A 22348-nucleotide genomic window follows, 5' to 3' on the forward strand; every position below is an offset into this window, starting at 1 on the left:
TACTTACTTATTATCTTGTTTAAATCTTAACACTTTATGCTCTATACTTCTGTGATAATTATCACAGTTTCAAAAATAATAAAAAAAAATATTAATAGAGTTTAATAAGCTCTATTAATATTTTTATAATATTTATATTATTCAATTAAAAATCTAATCACTTAAATACAAGTTTTTCAAAAGATTCTATATCCATAGGCTTTGCAAAGTAATATCCTTGTCCAATATCACAACCTGCATTTTTTAATAAATTTAATTGACTTTCAGTTTCTATTCCTTCAGCAACAATTATCATATCTAAATCTTTACCTAATTTAATTATATTCTTTATAACTTTTTCTCCACGTATAGATGTAATAGTCTCATTTAAAAATTCTCTATCAATTTTCAATACATCAATTGATAATTTTTTTAAAAGGCTAAGAGAAGAATATCCACTTCCGAAATCATCCATAGATACAATAAATCCAATATCATGTAAATCATTTAGTATATCTAAAAGAACACTTATATTCGATAAAAATAAACTTTCAGTCAGTTCAAGTTCAATAAGGTATGTGGGTACATTATACTTCTTTATTAAAGAAGTTAAACTGGCTACTATATTTCTATTACTTAGATGAATTCTTGAAACGTTCATAGAAATTGGTGACACTTCTAATCCATTTTCTAACCATCTTGCCATTACATTAAATACCTTATCCCAGACATATAGGTCAAGTTTTTCTATAAAACCATTTTTTTCAAATAAAGGAATAAAATCACTAGGAGGAATAATCCCTTTAGTTGGATGCATCCAACGAACAAGAGCTTCTGAACCTATAATTTCACCTGTTTTTAGATTAAATTTAGGTTGTAAGTAAATTACAAACTCTTCATTCAAAAGTGCATTGTCCATATTATTTTCAATCTCTTTTTCACGCAATATAGAAAGCCTTATTTTATCATCATAAAATGCTATTTTACTTTTATAGTTAGTTTCTATTGTTTGACAAGCTATCTTAGCCCTGTCAATCATTACATCAATATTAACATCATCTTTATTAATTAAATATGCTCCACATTTAAGTATTATATCTATTTTGAATGTACTTTCTTTATCATTATTAACAGTTTCAAAGAAATCTATTGCTCTTCTTCTTAGCTTTTCTATGGTATTTTTCTTTACCATTACAATAAATCTATCATCTGATAGTCTTGCATATATCTCATCTTTAAAAAGGCTCTTTCCTATTTTTGTTGCTATGTACTTTAGAATATTATCTCCAAACTCAAAACCAAACATGTCATTTATATATTTAAATTTATCTATATTAATATAATATATAGCAAAGTTATCTACTCCATATTTTTCAAAAAGCTTATTAGCATCAATTTTAAACTTCAATAAACTTCTTATACCTGTTACTTCATCGACATAAGCTACATTTTCTAATCTTTCTACCTGTATCTTATAATTTAAAATAAATATTACAGAAATGATAAATACAATAAATGCTATCATTAAAATAAATACTATCATATTATGTTGTATAAAATCTAACATTGTAACTTCATGTTCTAAATATTTTGTGCTACCTGTAACTGCAATTGCCACTTCCTCTTCTGTAACTTTACTAATAGATTTATTAAGTATTGACAATAATGTAGAGTTTGTTTTTCCAGAAACACCTATACCAATATCTACAACTTGATTTTTAATAGGCATAAACATAAGACCATCAAATTCTTCAGTATTAATTATATTATTTAATATATAATTACTTCCAATAAATATATCACATTCTCCTTTTTTTATGGCTTCTATACATTTCTTAGCACTTGGATAAAAAATAACTTCTTGATTTGGATAATACTCTTTTACAAATGACTCTATTCCTGTCCATTTTATCATTGCAACCTTAGTTTTTTCATCCATTCTAACATCGCTTTTTGCTATACCTAACATAGTAGTTTCAAGATATCCATCAGTAAATACAATGTTGTGCTCTAACTCAGTGCTCCGCGACATAAACATATTTGCACATATATCTGCCTCGCCATTTTCAACCATTTTTAGTCCTTCTGAAAAATTTTCTACTTTTACATATTCAAATTTTAGACCAGAGTTTTTAGAAATTGATTTTAATATCTCTATTGATATTCCTTTATAAGAATTTGTATTTTTATCATAAAAAGATAATGGCAATGTATCTGTGCCAGATACAACTTTTATTGTAGGATGTTTCTTTATGTACTCTTTCTCTTCTGAAGTGAATCCTTCTGAAGCTATTGAAGTATCTTTGTAATGTTTATTAAATAAATTACCATCATAATATATATCTTCTCTCTTTATCTCACCTAATGCATAATTTAAGCCATCTAGTATCCTCTTATTACCTTTAGTCGTTGCATAGTATATAGGTTCTGATGAAAAGCGTAAAACTACCTTTGTATTTGGCATATCTCTTATACTGCCGGTAAGTAACATATCAATAGTTCCTTTTTCAAGTTCTTTTTCAAGTTCTTCTGAGCCTTCTATGTATTTATATTTTACAGATATTTTATTTTTTTTACAGTATTCATCAAATATACTCTTAAAATGATTATCCGATACGGTGCCCACTATTTTTCCATCAATTTCTTTTAAATTATTATATGATATACTATCGTTTTTATCATTTACATATAATGCCCCATATTCATATCCAAAATTTAAATCTGTATAGTCATAATATTTTTCACGCTCTTCACTTTTTTGCAATGCTCCAAATATATCAATTTTTCCCTCTTTGAGCATTTCTAGTCCTTGTCCCCATCCACAAGGTATATATTCTAATTCCCAGTTATTTATCTTAGCTATTGCATTAAGATAATCATAGGTATATCCATACAAGTTGCCATCTTTTGTAACGGAAATACCATAACTAGGCCAATATCCAACTCTCACTTTTTCTTTATTAGAATCGCCTAAAACCAATGATGTATTTAATAAAAGTAAAAAAACAACCAAAGTAATAACAAATCTATATTTTTTCTTCATAGTACCACTCCTTTTATGACTAAATCATATGAAGACAATTAATTTATTTTTATTTAATTTTATGCAATGTTTAACTAAAGTGTACAAACAATTGTTTTATATTTGAGAATTTAAATAGAATCATTAAATATAATAAATCTGTCCTTTCCTTGATTTTTTGAATAATAAAGAGCCTTATCTGCTTTTTTATACAACTCAATAAAAGTTGTTCCATGATGTGGCATGACAGATATTCCTATACTACAAGAAACTTTATATGACTTATTTTCTCCAGTATAATAATTTCTAAATGCATTACATAGCTCAATTGCCTTATTTTCAATGGATTTTATATCTTTCATGTTTTTCATAAAAACTACAAACTCGTCTCCACCAACACGCCCAATTATATCATCTTCTCTAAAAATGGAATTTAATTTTTTTGAAACTTCAACCAAAACTTTATCACCAAAAACATGACCTAAACTGTCATTGATAGATTTAAAATCATCTAAATCAATAATAAAAAATGCATGGCTATTTTTTTTTGTATTTTCTAGGTTAAGAAGTCGCTTTATTAAAATTTCTGTTGTACCTTTATTATAAATTCCTGTTAGCATATCGCGTTCAGCTTTAAATTTAAGTTCTATCTCATCTTTCTTCTGCTTGTCTATATCTTTAATATATGCAAAGCCTTTAAGTTGATTGCATTGAGAGTCTTTAAATAAATGCATTGTGCAAAGTTCCCAAAAAACCTGCTCACTATTGTCGCACCTACGATATTCTAATTTCAACTCATTTACTCCTTTACTGTATGAATCCAAAACATTTTCAGGATAAAACATATTTTTAAAATTTTCTTTATCTAAAATAAATATTATATCATCAACAATACTCTTTATTACTTCAGAATAATTACCATCAACTCTTAAATTTAGATTCCTCTTAGAATCTATATTACTTGATATAATTTTATCTTGAGAAAAATTAACTTCATATATTGCAATTGCTTCAGATAACATAGCTTTTCTATACTGCTCTTCTTGATTGTATTGCATTTCAACTTTTTTCTGCTCATTTATATCTTCTAATAATCCGATTGCTTTAACTGGCATATCCGTTTCACTAAATATATTAGTTAAAGTCATTCTATTCCATATGTATTCGCCATTAACTTGCTTTATCTTTATTACAGATACTACACTTTCTTCACCTTTTTCTATCTTATTAAAAGATTCCTTAAAAACATCAACAAAATCATTGTGTATTATCTCTGAATTTACAAAATAGTCTATTGAATTTCTAACATTTTTTGTTAATCCATATATTGAAGAAACATCACTAGAATTATGTATAAACTTTGTTTTAACATCATAGTCAAACACTATATTAGAAGTCTTAGATAGCGCAATCCTAAGCCTTTCTTCATTAATCTTCAACTCTTCTTCTGTTCTTTTCAAATCTGTTATATCAACTAGCACACAATACAAGTACTCTTTTCCATCAGAATCTTTTATAAGTTCACACTTATTTACAACCCATACAAAATTTCCATTCTTAGTAATCATTCTATATTTTACCTCAACTACCTTTGACTCCAATAATTGAAACTCAAACTCCTTCTTTACTCTATCTATATCACCTTTGTAAATTACATCATAAAAATTATTGTTAAATATAGATTTTATCTCTTCTTTAGTATATTCAAAAAGGTCTATAAATCCATCACTTAAAAATACAAATTCATATTTTGTCCCTACTGTACACTTAAAAACCCCTCCAGGTATATTATTGGTAAGTGAAGATATTTCTAAGTTAGCTTTTACAAGTCTATCTTTTGATTTCTTTTCCTTATAAAATACAATTAAAATCAAAACTAAAAGTGCTATGAAGTTTTTAAGTGTTAGTATAATTGCAAGTTTGTTTATTTCTGAAATATCTTTCAGTACTAAAGATTTTGGAATAAAAGATAAAGTATACCAATCATTTACACCAACCTGAGTATATGTAGCATATTTATCTTTTCCATTAAATTTATATTCTATGAATCCACTTTTCTTCTTTGATATATCTTCATTAAACTTCTTATAATTATAATCTTCTTCAATAGAAATTGAGTTAAAAAAATCACTAATATTATCTATGTCATCATTAGTTTTTATTTGAGTAGATTTTAAGATAAGCTTTCCTGATTTTTCAAAAACATATGTACTACCTTCTCCATTAAAACTATTTCCATCTATAAATTCACTTAATATACTTGTACTATAAGAACCATACAATACCCCTATTACTTCATCATTTTTATATATAGGAGATGCTACAATAAAACTAGTTTCATTGTTTATAGGTGAGCTTATAATTTCAGAAATATTACTTTCACCTTTCATTGCTTTCTTAAAATAACTTTGTTGTGATATATTATCTATTTTTTTATTATCTTTATAAACTGTGCCATCTGGATATGCAATATAAATTCTTTCAAAATTAGATTCTTTTGATACATCATTTAATACTTTTATTACTTCTTCCTTCTTCATACTTTCTGAATCTGAAATAGTTTTAGAAATACCATTCATAAATCGTATTAATGAATTAAGCTTGACATTTATAGTATTTGAACTTTGAGATGATAACTCTTCTAAGTGCATTTTTTTATTTTTTTCCACCAATAAATTGACATTACAAGTAAAATCCCAAAGTGAAATCATCACAAACATACATATAAAAATAAAACCTAAAGCATAGCTTACGAATTTTTTATTTTTCATTTTGACACATCCTTTTCTGCATATAGACACTGTATTAACATTTGCATATTCACTTTTTATTGTTAAACTAATTATACTATCAGAATTCAGCTGTTTCAATAAAGTTAATACAAATATTGATAAATTACACAATAAAAAAGAACCTATAAATAGATTCTCTTAATAATACCTTTATTTAGTTATAATTAATTGTTTTTAAAGTATTTTGACAGTTCCATTTTCTTAACATAAAAACCTTTATTATCAATTTTTATAAGCTCTTCTTTTTGCAATACTTTTATCATTCTAGAAACAGTCTCTCTTTTACAGCCAAGCATATCAGCTAAATATGTAACTGTAATATTTACATTTATTAAAGTCCATTCACCATAGCAAACTCCAAACTCTTTACTTAATCTATATAATTTTGCTGCAAGCTTTTTGTCTACTTTTATAGATATTGAATTTTTTAATTGTCTGTATAGACGTCTTATTCGTCTTTCCATATATGAAATAATATCTTTTGTAAGTTGAAAATCACTTTGCATAATTTCTAAGAATTCTTCCATGCTGTAATAAGCTACTATTGAATTTTCAAATGCCTCACATCCAACAGTAGAATTTTTAGTATAGTCAAATGTAATATCATTTATAATTTCGCCACTATTCAATATAAAAATTACTTTTCTCTCACCATTTTCACTTATCTTAAAAATAGACACTTTTCCATCTAAAAGTACATAAACACTGTCCAAGCTATCTTTTTCATAAAATAAAATTTCTTTTTTTTGTAATCTTTTTAGTTTAGCTTTTTCCTTAAGTTGATTCTTTGTTTCAGTGCATAAATTATTAAAAATCATTACTTTATCAATATTATAATCTTTTAATTTAGACATGTAATATCTCTCCATTCCTAAATTTTTAAGAAAGCTCTATAAAACATTACAAATTTCTTATTTTATTCATTTTTAAACAATTTTATAGCATTTGTAGTTTTAATCTTCCTTTCAATAGCTTCATTAGAAAGTTCTTTTACTACCTGTGTATATACTAAATCAATGATGAAAAATTGTGCTAATTTGGAAGATATTGAACCAGTTTCAAGTACAGTTTCCCCTGATACGTAAGATAAATGCACATCTGAAATATCCTTTAATTCAGAGTTTTTATTTTCAGTAATTGATATAATTTTAGCATTATTAGCTCTTGCAAGCTTTACAGTTTTTATAATTTCCTCAGTCTCACCAGAATGTGAAATTGCTACTATTAAATCGCCTTCTTCCATTATGGAAGACATCATTATCATTGTATGGCTACTATCAAAGCTCACACAATTAAGCCCTATTCTCATAAATTTATAGTTTGAATCCTGTGCTATTATACCAGAATATCCAATACCTATAAAATAAACTTTCTTAGCATTTATTATAAGTCTTGCACAATTGTGTACATCATTACTATTAATTATCTCTACTGTATTCTCTAAAGTAGTTATATTTGAATTTAAAAGTTTCTTTGCTGTATCCAACGCTGGCTCATCATTTTGTATATTTTTATTTATAATATTCTTTTTGTTAATGGTTGATATCTCTTGTGCTAAAGTAACCTTGAAATCCTGTAATCCATTAAAATTCATCTTTTTTACAAATCTAGTTATAGTTGCTTCACCAATATTACTCTCTTTTGCTATTTGTGATATAGGCTTATAAAATACATCCTCTATATTCTCTTTTATATAAGCTATCAATAATTTATCTGACTTTGTAACTTTAAAAGTTGGTGATTCCAATTGTTCTAAAATACTCATTAAAAACCCTTCTATTCTTTATATTTTATTTAAAAAATTATATAATGCCCCAAGCATTCCTGCGTCATTTTGTCTCTTTGCAAATTCTACATTAGTATTTTTATAAACTCTATCTATAAGAACCTCCTTTAATGCTTTGTCTATTTTAGGTTTTAGAAATTCCTCTTGCGCCATAATTCCACCACCTAAAATTACTACTTCTGGATTTATTACATAACAAATATTTGCGATTCCAACTGCTAATGATTTTATCATACTATTGAGTTCTTTTAAACAATCTTCGTCATTATTCCTTGCTAAATCGAAAATTATTTTTCCATTTAGGTCATTTTCATTCAAATTCTTTATTTTTGCTACTTTTTTAATTAGACTACTAGTAGATGCTAATTCTTGAAAAGAACTTCCATTTATATTCATATATCCTACTTCACCAGCACTATTACTAAATCCATTTATTAGTTTATTGTTTATTATAACACAACCACCAATTCCAGTACCTATTGTCAAGCATATAGAAGATGTTGCACCCTTTCCTGCTCCAATCCACATTTCGCCAAGCCCAGCACAATTAACATCATTTTCAACTTCACATTTTATATTAAATTCTTTTTCTATCTCTTTTTTTAATTCCATACCTTTATAGTTTGGAATTAGCTCTTCTAATGCAAATAATATCTTACCTTCAACTGGGTCAACCATACCTGCAGTTGATATACATATACCACTTATATCATTTTCTTCTATATATTTTTTTACTATCTGTTTTATTTTAGATAGTATTCCTTCTCCACCTTTTTCTTTTGCTTCAGTATCCATACTTGATTTATCAATTATAAATCCATCTTCTCTAATAAACCCATATTTTATTGAAGTACCTCCAACATCTATACAAACGTAATTTTTCATAACATATCTCCATACAAATTATTTTTATAAATTAACATTACTACTTAAACTCTTATATTACACAAATTTTTTATTTATCTTTTCCAATTCACAGATATATTTTCTTGATTCTGATAAATCTATTGTATCACTTAATATATTTTTTTCCTTAGTTGTATGATATTTATAAATATTCTTACATAAGTCTTCTCCTAACATATTAAGACCTTCTTGAGTATAATGAACATCATCAATAGTTAGACCTTTATCATGAAATTGCATAGCAATTTTACTTCCTACACACAGTATATCACATTCATTACAAGCAGATTCTTGTGCTGCTGCAATTCGTCTTGTTCTAATAAAATATTCCTCTTCTCCAAGCCAGTAACCAGTTAAGCTCACAAACATTTTATCAATCATACATTCTTCTTTAAGTCTATATGCAATCTTTTTTAGGCTTTCTTTATAGTATAAAGTATCACTACCATATTTTGCATCACTTTCACCTTGAATCCAAATAACATACTTATTTTCTATATTATAATGTTTGCTTAAACTACTACATCCTGCATTAAATTTTTCTATAGTATCATTTAGAAACCAGTTATTATCATGATTCCAATTTTTTATTCTTGACCCATCTTTTGCATTGTGAATAAAACAAACTTTATTCCCAGTAAGCTTATTCCATTCATTTGAAAATGCAGGTGCTATAGTACCATCACCTTCTGAAGTTTCTAGCTCGCATCTCATATTTATAATTTCATCAGTACTCAAATATTCAAAACAATTTTCATTTGGAATGACACTCTCTTTTTGGTTTCCTAAGCCTCTAGCATTGCTTTGTCCTATTAATAAAAATACATCTATATTATCCATGATTTAACTCCTTTATAAGTTTTAATCTTTTCATTACTTCCAATTTATACTATAAAAAACTAAGGCTGAAAATAGTAATCTAACTAAAATTTACGAAATATCACTAATCGCTGAAAGTTAAATCACTATTTTCAGCCTTAGTGGTTGTATAAATTCTCATTATCTAACCAAAACCTTAAAAATAGCTTTTTTGATATTTTCTTTTTCTAAAACTTTTATAGCTGTCATGTGAGCATCTTCTGGATAACACACTAAAAAATCATTTTTTCTAAGTTCTACATATCCATTGTTTTTTCCATCAAGAGGTAAAAAATCACCCTCTTCTTCGTATTCTTTTTGTTCTAAGTTTTCTATAAAATTTAAATCTATTCTTTCACATCCATCAAGCATCAAATGTACATCTATATACTTCTTATGAGCTTCCCAGAATCTTTCTTCTTTTTCACAAGTTTTATACTCTACAATATTCACAAAAACATCATCACCATCTATTGTATAAGTACCTTTTTCATAATCTATCAATGAATTGTCTTTAGCATATTCGAAACATCTAAGTAAATCTTCATGTAATGTTGAATATGTCTTACTATGATTTATATTTCCAAATATCATAAGCATTGTCTCCCTATATAATTTTAAATACACTTTATTTTTATACTTTTACATATAAATTGTATTATACAGTCTTATAGAGCAACTAAATTATTTATCTAATCACTCTATAAGACAATTTATCATTTAAATATCATATTATTTTTCATAATAAACAGTAGTTTCAGCTCTTGGTAAAGATACTTTTGCTTTAACTTTAGCTTCTATTGCACTAACTATTGTACCAATCACTACAGAAGTAGTTATTGTTATTAAAGAATATGCCCAAGAACTTACTTCTGGCATACGATATTTTAGATAAACAACTAAGATTGCTGATACTATAAATCCAACATAGGCTCCCATTTTAGTTGCTTTTTTACAAAATGCTCCAAGTACAAATACTCCTGCTAGAACTCCTAAAACTAGCCCCATGAAACTATTGAACCATTCGTATGCTGACTTTATTTCTCCATTTGCTAAGATTATTGCAACAACTATAGAAAGTATACCTACGCCTAATGATATATATTGTGCTATCTTAGTTTGTCTTTCCATACTTATATCTTTTGTTATTATAGTTTGTATATCTAAAGTCCAACTTGTAGCAACTGAATTAAGCCCTGTTGATAAAGTTGATTGAGATGCTGCATATATTGCTGCAAGTAGTATTCCTGTTATACCTACTGGTAATTCATAAGCTATATATGATGCAAATACTTGGTCTTGTTGAACTGTTTGAGCTAAATCTGGATTTTGAGTATAGTATATAAATAAACAAGTTCCAATTAGATAAAACACTGTTGCAAGTCCCATTGATAAAACACCATTTCCATATGTCATTTTGTTAAGTTGCTTTATATCAGTTGTTGTAGTAAATCTTTGAACTATATCTTGACTTGATACATATGATGAAAAAGTATTAAGACCAGCTCCCACAAATATTATAAAAGCACTTGTAGATAGTATATTTTTATCAAACATAACTTCATTAGTTGCTAAGAATTTATGTCCACTTGTAAGTGTATCCATTACTGTTCCAAAACCACCATTTATACTTGCTATTAAATAGAACAATGTACCTGTAACACCTACAATTAGTACCATGCCTTGTATAAAATCGGTCCATAAAACAGCTTTTAATCCACCTGTATATGAATAAATTATTGCTATTACACCCATAACTACTATCAATACATTTACAGGTATTCCTGTAAGACCAGCTAGAACCACTGATGGAAGATACATTATGATAGACATACGTCCTATTTGATATATTATAAACATCAAAGCTCCAAGTACTCTAAGACCTTTACTTTCGTATCTCATTTCTAAATATTCATATGCTGTATCTATTTCTAACCTACTGTACAAAGGTAAGAAAAATTTTATTGTTAAAGGTATAGCTATAAACATACCTAACTGTGCAAACCATAAAATCCAAGTTCCACCATAAGAATTACCTGCTAATGATAAAAACGATATTGGACTTAATAATGTGGCAAATATTGATACTGATGTAACCCACCATGGAATAGTTCCATCACCTTTGAAGAACTCTTTTCCCTTCATTTCCTTTTTTGAAAATAACAATCCTGCAAATAAAACTGCCAATAAGTAAACTACCAGTATTGCAAAATCTATCCAAGTAAATCCTACCATTTTATTAATCCTCCCATACTAAAAGTATTTTATTAAAAATACTTTCTGTATATTTCTTTTGCTCTTGATTTCATTTCATCAGTTGCTTCTTTCATAGGTTGTCTACAATATCCAGCTTCGACACCTTGCTCTTCAAGTAGTAATTTAATTGTTTGATATAGACCATTTCCTAATATATCTGTTATTAAATCATTAGTCACATGCTGTACTTCAAGTGCTTCTGATATTTTTTCATTTTTAGTTAATTCAAATATTTGTCTAGCTCTGATACCGTTTACATTAAATGTAGAACCAATTGCTCCATCTACACCTAAAACAGTAGCTGGTAACATCATTTCATCAAATCCTGCAAATATTAATTTATTTGGGAATGTTTTTCTCATTCTTTCTAATAGGTAGAAATCTGCTGCTGTAAACTTAACACCTATTATTTTTTCGTTTTCAAATAATTCTCCAAATTGGTCTAGACTCATATCAACACCAGTTAAAAATGGTATAGAATATATTATTAATCTATTATCTACAGAATTTATGATTGTATTGTAATAGTGTTTTATTTCTTCAAAATCAAATTTATAGTAAAAAGGTGTAACAGCACTTATAGCATCATATCCTAAGTCAGTTGTAAATTTAGCAAGTTCCACAGCTTCTTTTAAATTAACTGAACCAACTTGAGCTATTAATTTTATTTCTTCTTTCACTTCATCTTTAGCTATTTCAAATATTTTTTTCTTCTCATCAGTTGAAAGCATGAAATTTTCTCCTGTACTTCCCCCTACATAAAGACCATCTATTTTGCAAACATCTATGTTATGTCTAATTATCTGTCTTAACCCTTTTTCGTTTATATTTCCTTCCTTATCAAATGAAACCAATAATGCTGAATAAATTCCCTTCATATCTGTTGTTCTCATATCTTTACCTCCAATTTTAATTTTCAAATATAGTTAAATATAATAAATTTTTAATTTATAAATTAATTTTTAATTAATTTCAATTGCTTTAACAAACTTTTCTGTTATTAATTGTGGTCTTGTTATTGCTGAACCTACAACTGATGAATAAACACCTAATTCAAATACCTTCTTTAAATCTTGAGGAGTATTTACTTTTCCTTCTGCTATTACAGGTATTTCTAAGTCTTTAACTAATCTTTCCATCAATGCAAAATCTGGTCCTTCTAAAACTTTTGTATATGGAGTATACCCAGATAGTGTAGTTGAAACACAATCCACACCATATTCTTGAGCTTTGATAGCTTCATCATAGTTTGATATATCTGCCATTACTAAGACCCCATTTTCTTTTATATACTTTATAATTTCCTTTAAGTCTTCATTATTTGGTCTAACTCTATTAGTAGCATCTAAAGCTATCATCTCACACTCAGTTGTCAAAAGCTCATCAACTTCCTTTTTAGTTGGTGTTATATATATATCTGAATCTTCATAGTTTCTTTTTATAATACCTATAACAGGAAGTCCAGTAACTTTTTTTATTTCAATAATATCATCAACTCCTTGAGCTCTAATTCCAACAGCTCCACCTTCCATAGCAGCTTTAGCCATTCTACCCATTATAAAAGGGCTATGAAGAGGTTCATTTTCTAAAGCTTGACATGATACTATTAATCTACCCTTCACCTTATCTAGCATTTTTTCAATTACCTCATTTCTGAAATTTATTTTCTTGATTTATGTATTAATAATAACATGAAAACTTTTTCTTTGCAATATTTTTTCATATTTTTTTGTCAACTCTATATTTTTACTAGTTTATTCCATATATAAGCCTATTTTTTATTCATAAAAGAAATTTTATTTCATTTTTTCGGTATTTATTTTCATTTTCTATAAATGCTCTTATAAATGCTACCTTTAAATGATTTCAATAAAAAAACCCATGCACACTGTACATAGGTTTCCCAATATTATTCTAACTCCATTATAATTTTTCTACCACAGCAAGGACAAAATTCAGACTCTGAATCTATTTCACTTTGACAGTAACCACAAACTATAAAATCACCATATTCATTTTCTAACTCAAATTTTTTACCACATTCCGCACAATATTTATCATTTACATTTCCAACATAACCACATTCGCAAGTTACATTACTCTCTGCGTTTTCCATTTCGTTAATTTCCATATTTTTTTCATAGATTATCTTGTCAAGTTCTAGTAACTCATCACAAAACTTGTCAAAACTCTCATCATCAATAGAATCTTCTCTAATTTTTTGATATGTTAATATTCCCATTTCCAAGAATATCTTTGCTTTCTTTTCTTGAATATCATCAATCTCTCTATTTAGCTTTGATTTCTCTTTATATAATTCAACTTTAAATTTTCCATTACCAAATTTTTTCTTAACTTTAGAAAATTTATCATCTACTGTATTTTTAGTATTTTCTTCCATAGAAATTTCCTCCAATCATATTTAATCAGCTGAATTTAGCTTATACCCTATTAAAGATACCACAAAACTATATATAAATGAAATTATAATAGTTTGGAATACTTTGAATTGCATTATTAAAGTTGCTCCATAACTAGTTGTATTAAAGAAATTAATATTACTATCAAGTATAAATGTGCTAAATAAGGCCAGCATACCCATTAAAAATGCATAATACACACTAAACATTATTACAGGCTTGATATTATCTGTACTATATTTAAATCTCAATTTATATCCATTTAATAATAGTATTAATGCAGACAAAGCCCCCATCGCATAAAACATTAATTTAGTATCTCCAAATAGAGATGATGAACCTAAACTAAATATTGATACTGTTGAATTTATTATAGTTACTGAAATTCCATTTGCAAAAGCCCACATATAACTAGCTATTTGTGGTAATATAGCAAATAAATTTGCTCCATTTGAGTAACTACTCATATCTAATTCATTTAAGTAACTACTATCAGATATAGTTAATACAAATAGTATTGCTAATACTAAAACATAGCCTAATATAAATATCTTTATAGAATTTGAAAAAAGAGACATGTACATATTTTCCTTTTCATAGCTCTTTTTGTAAGCAGTTATGTATGTACATATAAATCCTAATACAAATCCATTTAAAAGGACACTAAAAAACTGATAGCTATACTCTAGTGCATAGCCATATTCTAACATACTATGTGAACCAGTTTTTACATTAGTAAAAATAGATAGAATAGCTAAAATTAATCCATAAAGAATTCCAACCCCTAAAGAATTCGCTAATGTAGTTTTTGAATCTTTACATCTTTTTCTCATAAAAATTAAATTTGATATTATTAATCCTAGAATAGGGATTATGAGTAATATTAATAAACCTATATTAGCATTTATAAATCCAGAGCCCATCATAGTAGACATAGCTACACTAATTTGACCTAGGTTAAGGGCTAGAATTATATGTGCTGGATTTATCAAATAACTAATGTCATTAAATTGAATAGTTATTACAGCTTTAAATATCAATGCAATAATAAATAATATAAATACAGTTGTAAAGGTTGTTAAAAGTATTCCTCTTGTATTTGCATGATATGAAAGTTCTTTTATTTTAGATTTTAAGTCCAGTTTTGTTTCAAATGGTCTTAAGGATGCTATTTCATAAAGCTCATTTCCACAAAATTTACAGTAATTATCTTTAGAATTACTTTCTTTCCTACAACTAGGACAAATTTTTTCTTCTTTACTTTTGAGCGTGAAGTTGTTATTTTTTATTTTTCTAGTTGGTTCGCCTGTTGTTTTAGAATAGTTATTATGTGAATAATTCATATTATTTATTTTTTTTTCATCCATTTTTTCCCTCCAAGTTTTACTGTTGTAAATTATCAAATATAACTATATCATATAAAACTTAATTATACCTTAATTGGATATATTTATCTATTTTATTTGTTTATTGTTCTTATTTTTTAACAAGTGTTGGTATTTCAGTAATTTATTAATGTCAGTTTTGTTGTTTATGTTTTATTATGCTTAATTTAAATTTATTCTATTCTTTATTTTCGGTGGCAAGATGGTGGCAAGTTAGATTTTTCCACCATTTATTTTTAAAAAATAATTTATAATGAATTGCCATTTTACTAATTTATATATAACTAAAGTCTAAACAATATAACACCTTGAAAGCACTAGACCTCTAATTCTAGTAGGAGAAAAATTTGCAACGATTACAAAATAAAATTAAAATACTTTTAAATTTATATCTATTATCATTTATGTAATATATTAATTACAAATATGTCTACAAAACTTAATTATAATAAAATACTAATCAAAAAATCACTTAATATTAACTAACAAATACAATCTAACACAATTTTAGATTGTTACACATAATATATTTTGATATAATTAAGTTATAAATAAAGTATTCCAAGTATCTAAGAAAAGAAAAGGAATACTTATTTTTATGTTTTATTTTTAATGGAGGCTTATATGAACTTAGAAAAATTAAAAAAATTTTTTGGATTTCCTCTAGACAAAGAACATAAAGAAAATGTTGAAAAAGAACTTTGCAATTATCTTTATCATACTGGAAAAGTTATTTGTATAATAATAATAATATCTCAAATAATTATGATGATATCAATATCAGCTAGAGAAGGTGGGCCTTTTGCCACTCCAAGACGTCAATGGTATTTTTATATGTACATATCATTATTTTCTGTATCTTCAATATTTATGTTTGTATTTTCTTATCTTTGGAATAAAAAAAAGGACTGTTATACTTTTTATATAAACTTATGGGTAATCTATGTAACCTTTTTCTGCCTATGGGGATGTGTAATCACTCTGCTTGACCAATTAGGTGGAAATGACTTAAGTGTATTTAGTTACATTATGTTAGCTGCTGCTGCTTTTTCAGTATTAAAATTTGGAGAATCAATAATCGTTTTTGGAGGTTGTTTTTTGTTTCTTAATTTTTTCTTACCTGGAATTCAGACTATACCAGGTAATGAGTTTAGTAATATTGTTAACACATTTTTTATAACATCACTTGCCGTTTTTGTTTCTACAATGTTATATAGAAGCCGTGTATTTACTTATTATGACAAACTTTTAATTCGTCAACAATATGAAGAAATATATCATATCAATAATTTACTTAACCATAAAGTTATGATAGATGACCTAACTAAAATGAATAATCGTAGATATCTTGAAGATATTCTACAAAAAAAATTAATCAGCCATTCAAATCAAGGACCTATAACTGGAATGATGCTAGACATTGATTACTTTAAACAATTCAATGACACTTATGGTCATCAAAAAGGAGACTATTGCTTGCAAAATATCGCTAAAGTAATTTTAGATTTTACAAATTATGAAAATGCACATGCTATAAGATATGGCGGTGAGGAATTTTTTATATGCATTTTCAACTGTGATGAGGAAGATGCTAAACTTAAATCAGAATGTTTACGAAAAACTATAGAGTATTGCAATTTTGAACGCAATGATATTCCTTCAAAATGTGTAACTGTTAGTATTGGAGTTTACACAAAAAAAATTGAAGAAAAAATCACATTGAAAGAATTTATAAATCACTGCGATAAGGCTCTATATACTGCAAAAGAACAAGGACGTAATTGCGTTGCATTTTATTAAAGAATATATACATAAAAATATTAATCCTTCATATGTAAATTTTTTAGCAAAAATATTCTATATTTACAATAGTTAAATACTATTAAATAAACCTATAAGTTAGACTTTTAAACTTGAGTTTCACTTATAGGTTTATTATTTTTAGAATATTAGTTGTTCTTGAACTTTAATATTTATAAATTATATTATTAAATCTAAGTTATATTTTCAAATCTATTATTGGTTAATTTTCCATTTCTTTAATCAATGAAATATTTTGTTTTTCTATAGAGTTTAATACATCTGTGTCAGCTCCTATATCATAATCTGGCTGATACCATGATTTATTACTAAAATAACTCTTATATGGCTCTTCTTTAAACACATACCCATATCTTGCAAATATTTCATTTCTTATATAGGCTAACTCTCCTTTACTATAACCCTCTAGTTCTTCTCTAGTCAAAACTCTTGAATCACTATCATATATAATATAATCATCGTCATAACTTACTTCTCTATTTTTTGAGTTAGAGTTAGAACTTGAATTATTTTTACTGTTTTTTGTATCATTTTTTTCTTTATCACTCTCATCATTTGTTCCATTATTTATACTTTTAATAAATTTATCAGCTTCTTCTTTGGAAATTTTATTAAGTGTACCACTTACATTGTCAGCTTCTAATGAAATTTCATTGCTATTATATCTAGTTACAGAAAGTTTTTCATTTGATGAGTTATCCTTACTTTTTAATACCATACTATTGCTATCTGAACTTTCCACTTCATATTTGATTGTATAATTACTTTCTTCTTGATTTTTACTATAAAGTTTTATTTTGTCAGGTTTTTCAAATTCAAATATATTATACTCATCAGCTTTCCAAAAACCAATTAAATCTTTTGGCTCTAAATTTTTAGAATAAATCAATTCATTTTCTAAATAAATCTCTGAATATTTTTGTATATTACTCATTTCAACTTTATCTTTCTTAGTTTTCATATTATAAAAATGTATTTCCTTATTTTGAGTAGAATATACTATGTTCTCTGAATTAAATGAATAACCAATCACATCACTTGCTATCTTATCTTTATCTAAAAATAGCTCACCACTCGATTTAATATAGAGTAATTTATCATCATTAATAATAGATAAATTAGAGTTTTCTTTCATGTCATTTCCTATTTTTTCTTCTTCTTTATTATTTTTTTTGACATATATATCTCCATCAGAATTTCTAAATACAATACCATCCTTAATTAAACTTATATAATCAATGTCTGATTTTATTTTCTTAGATTCATCTTTCCCTACTTCTTTTTCATATAATTCATCATCACTATTTATAAAATAAAATTTATTATCTCTATATCTATAAGACCTAATATCTGATGCTATTTTTTCACTTGTACCATTTTTGTATAGATACAATTCTCCTTTTAAATCCTTATAATTATACTCACTTATATACATAATATCTTCATCATTAGATTTTACTACCCATAAATTCGATACATCTGAACTAATCTTAACTTTATCATTTTTATCTAAGCTTTTTAAATATAAGTTATCATCATTATTTATAAATATTACATCACCTTTATTGTTTATAATATCAAAACTTTTTATATCAGTTGATATCTTCTCTTTATCCTCATTTTCTTTATATAGATACAACTCTTCATCTGTATTAACATAATATATATACTTTCCATCTTGAGATACCTTGTATAATACAACATCATTGGCTACTTTTTCTTTATCTTTTCCATCATACTTTACATACAAAGAATTTTCTGATGATATGTATGCCATAGTCTTTGAATAAGGAATAAATTCATATGAATTAAGTTCACCAGAAATTAAGTCTGATGCTAATTTTTCCTTTTCTTTCTTTAAATTATATTTATACAAATTATTTTCTTTATCCTGAATTAATATTGATTGCTCTCCACTTATATAATCTCTCTTTGTATCTATAGGTATATCTGATGCTATTTTTTCTTCATCCTTACCTTGTGTATTTATATACACATCTGTCATACCATCAGAATTATCCTCATCACTCTTTAATAGTATAAGAGAATTATCTCCTTTATTCTGACTACTTTTAGAGTTATTTTTTGTACAACCTGTGCATATAAGTACTAAACCTAAAACCATAAACAACCATTTCTTAGACATTATTACTCCCCCTCATGATAATGATAAAGCCTACTGTATGATAGATAATACAATAAATAATTTTTTGTATTTAACATCCTATATATTTTTATACTATCCCCTTATATCTTTTAGTATAAAACCAGTCTGTAAATCGCATTTATTTTTATAATTTTCCAAAATCGCTTTATCATTTATAGTATATCATAACAAACGTTATCCTAGCACATTAACTATAACTACTCCAAAAGCTTTTAATGCTTCTTGAAGCACTTCACTCCCTCCATAAGGATATCCTATGGGATTAAAATAAAGTTTTGAAGTTTTTTCTCCAATCATTTTACAGCCTTCTATTGTATAATCACCTATACCAATTTCAGAAAATACAGTTTCAAAATCCCATGGAACAGAGTTCAAATGCTCTTGTCTTTTTTCTTCATCCAACAGTTTATATTTCTCCCAAAATATTTTATTTTCTTCCTCTGTTGGCCACCAAAAATAATCTAATTCTTCTTTATAATAAAATTCATCTACTCTTTCTAAAATATAATATTCTAAATCATTAATTTGTATACAATCATTTTTTATATTTGCTATATAGGAAAATAAATTCTTAATCCTATCAAATACCTCTACATTATCCACATTAAATTCAATAAAGCAAAATTCACACATCTTATCCCCTCCCAACGCTAATATTTTATTATGTTGTATTGCAAAATAGAATTAATTAAATCATATATTTACAAATATAATAAAAATAACTTGCATATATCCAAACTAGATAATATACAAGTTATTTACTATTTTTATGCCTAAAATTATATAGTTATACTATAATTTATAACTATTAGAATTCAGCATTTTTAGGAGTTCTTGGGAAAGGTATAACGTCTCTTATATTAGACATACCTGTCATATACATAATTATTCTTTCAAAACCAAGACCAAATCCAGAGTGAGTAGCAGTACCAAATTTTCTAAGTTCTAGATACCACCAGTAATCTTCTTCTCTTAATCCCATTTCATGAATTCTATCTAGTAAAACATCTTCTCTTTCTTCTCTTTGAGAACCTCCTACTATTTCTCCAACACCAGGAACCAATAAATCCATTGCTCTAACAGTTTTACCATCTTCATTCATTCTCATATAGAATGCTTTTATATCTTTTGGATAATCTGTTACAAATACTGGACAATTGTATATTTGCTCTGTTATATATCTTTCATGCTCAGTTTGAAGGTCACATCCCCACTCAACTGGATACTCAAATTCATGACCTGACTCAATCAATAACTCTACTGCTTTAGTATATGTTATTCTAACAAATTCAGAGTTTACTATCTTATTTAATCTTTCTAACAAGCCTTTATCTATAAAACTATTAAAGAATTCCATTTCTTCAGGAGCATTTTCTAAAACATAACTTATAACATATTTTATCATGTCTTCTGCAAGTTCCATGTTATCTTCAAGGTCCGCAAAAACTATTTCTGGCTCTATCATCCAGAATTCTGAAGCATGTCTTCCTGTGTAAGAGTTCTCAGCTCTAAATGTAGGTCCAAAAGTGTAAACATTTCTAAAAGAAAGTGCCATTATTTCGGCATTTAATTGCCCACTAACTGTTAAATTGGATTCTTTTCCAAAGAAATCTTGAGCATAGTCTATTTTTCCATCTTCAGTTTTTGGAATATCATTTAAATCCATAGTTGTTATTCTAAACATTTCACCTGCACCTTCACAGTCACTACCTGTTATGATTGGAGAATGTGCATATACAAAGTTTCTTTCTTGGAAAAATTTGTGTACAGCATATGCAGCTATTGATCTTACTCTAAATACAGCTGAAAAAGTATTACTTCTTGGTCTTAAATGTGCTATTGTTCTTAGATATTCAAGTGTATGTCTTTTCTTTTGTAGTGGGTATGAACTATCTGATTCGCCTTCTACTACTATACTTTTTGCATGTATCTCTACTGGTTGTTTAGCTCCTTCTGTAGACACTAATTCTCCTTCTACAAGTATAGATGAACTTATTGCTAATTTCCCTATTTCTTTGAAATTTTCTACTTTCTCATCAAATACTATTTGCATATTTTTAAAGAAACTTCCGTCGTTTAACTCTATAAATCCAAAGTTCTTAGATACTCTAGATGTTCTTATCCATCCAGCTACTTTTACAGTTTTTCCTATGTACTGCTCTTTGTCTCTGTACAATTCTTTTACTGTTATAAATTCCTTTTGCATTTTAAATCCTCCTAGTATAATTGTTATTAATTTCTTCTAAATATAATTTCAATAAAAAAAGCCCTTCATCCCTATATAAAGGGACGAAAGACTATTACTCTCGCGGTACCACCCTAATTGTCATAAATGACCTCTTAGTTAAGCAATGCTTAAAGCCTATAACGGTGCCTTCCGTCTAAGTCTACTTACTAAACAAGCTTTCGATTAGAAACTCCAAGATGTTCTTCAATATAAACCTCGTATTGAGCTCTCACCATCCTCAACTCGCTAAAACTACATTTTATATCTACTCTTCTCTTCACAGTATTTATCTTATATTATTTCCGCTAATTAACAAAATTATACCAATTTATAAATTTTTAGTCAATAAATTTATATAATTGATACTTATTGATGTTTATAAAAAAAGTAGAGTAGTACCCTGCTCATTAAACTAACTACAAATCTTCAAAGCAATATAAACCTTCAAAGCATACTACTCTACAAAATCACAATAAATACTCATTTTCATTATTTAATCTTATAACTTTTATAACTTACTTCCATTGTCAACCCAATCTTTTGCTTCTTCAACACTATTAAGTGAAGGTATTGAAACTTTACTATGAGGTTTTAATTTTTCAACATCAGCCCATGCTGCTGTTGACTCATTTCCAACTAAAAGTGGACTTCTAAGTCTTTTATTATCTTTTCCTTTTAATGCTCTTGCTTTTTTATTTTCCAAAACTATCACCTCTATTATTTATTTTG

17 protein-coding genes and 1 other annotated feature are annotated in these 22348 nt (G+C 26.7%); of the genes, 1 reads left to right on the forward strand and 16 read right to left on the reverse strand.

What is annotated here, in order from left to right:
* Nucleotides 1–157: 157 nt before the first annotated feature.
* From ACTG45_RS12245 to ACTG45_RS12300, 12 genes are all read right to left on the reverse strand, one after another.
* Nucleotides 158–3022, reverse strand: coding sequence for an EAL domain-containing protein (locus ACTG45_RS12245; protein ID WP_479919070.1), 2865 nt, complete (start codon nucleotides 3020–3022; stop codon nucleotides 158–160).
* Between the two features lie 110 nt (nucleotides 3023–3132).
* Nucleotides 3133–5772 carry a sensor domain-containing diguanylate cyclase gene (locus ACTG45_RS12250; RefSeq protein ID WP_021385216.1) on the reverse strand — a complete coding sequence of 880 codons (2640 nt, stop codon included), beginning with the start codon at nucleotides 5770–5772 and terminating at the stop codon, nucleotides 3133–3135.
* 185 nt (nucleotides 5773–5957) lie between these two features.
* Entirely contained in the window at nucleotides 5958–6647 is a 690-nt protein-coding gene (locus tag ACTG45_RS12255) for a Crp/Fnr family transcriptional regulator (RefSeq protein WP_479916962.1), read from the reverse strand.
* Nucleotides 6648–6709: 62 nt separating this feature from the next.
* On the reverse strand, nucleotides 6710–7558 hold the full coding sequence (locus ACTG45_RS12260) for a MurR/RpiR family transcriptional regulator (protein WP_021385148.1): 849 nt from the start codon (nucleotides 7556–7558) through the stop codon (nucleotides 6710–6712).
* A gap of 18 nt (nucleotides 7559–7576) precedes the next feature.
* On the reverse strand, nucleotides 7577–8464 hold the full coding sequence (locus ACTG45_RS12265) for an ROK family protein (RefSeq protein ID WP_021385200.1): 888 nt from the start codon (nucleotides 8462–8464) through the stop codon (nucleotides 7577–7579).
* Between the two features lie 57 nt (nucleotides 8465–8521).
* Nucleotides 8522–9325 carry a sialate O-acetylesterase gene (locus tag ACTG45_RS12270; RefSeq protein WP_021385089.1) on the reverse strand — a complete coding sequence of 268 codons (804 nt, stop codon included), beginning with the start codon at nucleotides 9323–9325 and terminating at the stop codon, nucleotides 8522–8524.
* Nucleotides 9326–9484: 159 nt separating this feature from the next.
* Nucleotides 9485–9937 (reverse strand): NanQ anomerase/TabA/YiaL family protein, encoded by a 453-nt coding sequence (locus tag ACTG45_RS12275; protein ID WP_479916964.1) that lies wholly within the window; start codon nucleotides 9935–9937, stop codon nucleotides 9485–9487.
* Nucleotides 9938–10075: 138 nt separating this feature from the next.
* Nucleotides 10076–11578: a sodium:solute symporter family protein gene (locus ACTG45_RS12280; protein ID WP_021385095.1), complete on the reverse strand. Its 1503-nt coding sequence runs from the start codon at nucleotides 11576–11578 to the stop codon at nucleotides 10076–10078.
* Nucleotides 11579–11610: 32 nt separating this feature from the next.
* Nucleotides 11611–12492, reverse strand: coding sequence for an N-acetylneuraminate lyase (locus ACTG45_RS12285; RefSeq protein ID WP_479916965.1), 882 nt, complete (start codon nucleotides 12490–12492; stop codon nucleotides 11611–11613).
* 69 nt (nucleotides 12493–12561) lie between these two features.
* Nucleotides 12562–13233, reverse strand: a complete 672-nt coding sequence (locus tag ACTG45_RS12290; RefSeq protein WP_479919071.1) for an N-acetylmannosamine-6-phosphate 2-epimerase — start codon at nucleotides 13231–13233, stop codon at nucleotides 12562–12564.
* Between the two features lie 275 nt (nucleotides 13234–13508).
* Entirely contained in the window at nucleotides 13509–14000 is a 492-nt protein-coding gene (locus ACTG45_RS12295) for a zinc ribbon domain-containing protein (RefSeq protein WP_021385114.1), read from the reverse strand.
* A 21-nt stretch (nucleotides 14001–14021) separates the two neighbouring features.
* On the reverse strand, nucleotides 14022–15386 hold the full coding sequence (locus ACTG45_RS12300) for a hypothetical protein (RefSeq protein ID WP_479916966.1): 1365 nt from the start codon (nucleotides 15384–15386) through the stop codon (nucleotides 14022–14024).
* Nucleotides 15387–16028: 642 nt separating this feature from the next.
* Between ACTG45_RS12300 and ACTG45_RS12305 the strand changes: the two genes are divergently transcribed.
* Complete coding sequence (locus tag ACTG45_RS12305) at nucleotides 16029–17204, forward strand: GGDEF domain-containing protein (RefSeq protein WP_479916967.1); 1176 nt, start codon at nucleotides 16029–16031, stop codon at nucleotides 17202–17204.
* Between the two features lie 223 nt (nucleotides 17205–17427).
* On the opposite strand, the gene ACTG45_RS12310 is transcribed toward ACTG45_RS12305, so the two are convergent.
* From ACTG45_RS12310 to ACTG45_RS12325, 4 genes are all read right to left on the reverse strand, one after another.
* Nucleotides 17428–19371 (reverse strand): YARHG domain-containing protein, encoded by a 1944-nt coding sequence (locus tag ACTG45_RS12310; protein WP_479919072.1) that lies wholly within the window; start codon nucleotides 19369–19371, stop codon nucleotides 17428–17430.
* 195 nt (nucleotides 19372–19566) lie between these two features.
* Nucleotides 19567–20025: a hypothetical protein gene (locus tag ACTG45_RS12315; protein WP_021385146.1), complete on the reverse strand. Its 459-nt coding sequence runs from the start codon at nucleotides 20023–20025 to the stop codon at nucleotides 19567–19569.
* Between the two features lie 175 nt (nucleotides 20026–20200).
* Nucleotides 20201–21598: an asparagine--tRNA ligase gene (gene asnS / locus ACTG45_RS12320; protein ID WP_021385136.1), complete on the reverse strand. Its 1398-nt coding sequence runs from the start codon at nucleotides 21596–21598 to the stop codon at nucleotides 20201–20203.
* 76 nt (nucleotides 21599–21674) lie between these two features.
* Nucleotides 21675–21909: a binding site (T-box leader), on the reverse strand.
* Between the two features lie 218 nt (nucleotides 21910–22127).
* Nucleotides 22128–22322, reverse strand: a complete 195-nt coding sequence (locus ACTG45_RS12325) for a CDIF630_02480 family spore surface protein (RefSeq protein ID WP_021385202.1) — start codon at nucleotides 22320–22322, stop codon at nucleotides 22128–22130.
* Nucleotides 22323–22348: the final 26 nt, after the last annotated feature.

The organism is Clostridioides sp. LIBA-7602 (assembly GCF_056688945.1).

Bases quoted from the DNA above. Each gene is read 5' to 3' on its own strand.
- ACTG45_RS12285 (WP_479916965.1), bottom strand. From the start codon at position 12,492: ATGAGAACAACAGATATGAAGGGAATTTATTCAGCATTATTGGTTTCA.
- asnS (WP_021385136.1), bottom strand. From the start codon at position 21,598: ATGCAAAAGGAATTTATAACAGTAAAAGAATTGTACAGAGACAAAGAG.
- ACTG45_RS12295 (WP_021385114.1), bottom strand. From the start codon at position 14,000: ATGGAAGAAAATACTAAAAATACAGTAGATGATAAATTTTCTAAAGTT.
- ACTG45_RS12280 (WP_021385095.1), bottom strand. From the start codon at position 11,578: ATGGTAGGATTTACTTGGATAGATTTTGCAATACTGGTAGTTTACTTA.
- ACTG45_RS12245 (WP_479919070.1), bottom strand. From the start codon at position 3,022: ATGAAGAAAAAATATAGATTTGTTATTACTTTGGTTGTTTTTTTACTT.
- ACTG45_RS12310 (WP_479919072.1), bottom strand. From the start codon at position 19,371: ATGTCTAAGAAATGGTTGTTTATGGTTTTAGGTTTAGTACTTATATGC.
- ACTG45_RS12300 (WP_479916966.1), bottom strand. From the start codon at position 15,386: ATGGATGAAAAAAAAATAAATAATATGAATTATTCACATAATAACTAT.
- ACTG45_RS12250 (WP_021385216.1), bottom strand. From the start codon at position 5,772: ATGAAAAATAAAAAATTCGTAAGCTATGCTTTAGGTTTTATTTTTATA.
- ACTG45_RS12290 (WP_479919071.1), bottom strand. From the start codon at position 13,233: ATGCTAGATAAGGTGAAGGGTAGATTAATAGTATCATGTCAAGCTTTA.
- ACTG45_RS12265 (WP_021385200.1), bottom strand. From the start codon at position 8,464: ATGAAAAATTACGTTTGTATAGATGTTGGAGGTACTTCAATAAAATAT.
- ACTG45_RS12255 (WP_479916962.1), bottom strand. From the start codon at position 6,647: ATGTCTAAATTAAAAGATTATAATATTGATAAAGTAATGATTTTTAAT.
- ACTG45_RS12270 (WP_021385089.1), bottom strand. From the start codon at position 9,325: ATGGATAATATAGATGTATTTTTATTAATAGGACAAAGCAATGCTAGA.
- ACTG45_RS12305 (WP_479916967.1), top strand. From the start codon at position 16,029: ATGAACTTAGAAAAATTAAAAAAATTTTTTGGATTTCCTCTAGACAAA.
- ACTG45_RS12260 (WP_021385148.1), bottom strand. From the start codon at position 7,558: ATGAGTATTTTAGAACAATTGGAATCACCAACTTTTAAAGTTACAAAG.
- ACTG45_RS12275 (WP_479916964.1), bottom strand. From the start codon at position 9,937: ATGATATTTGGAAATATAAATCATAGTAAGACATATTCAACATTACAT.
- ACTG45_RS12315 (WP_021385146.1), bottom strand. From the start codon at position 20,025: ATGTGTGAATTTTGCTTTATTGAATTTAATGTGGATAATGTAGAGGTA.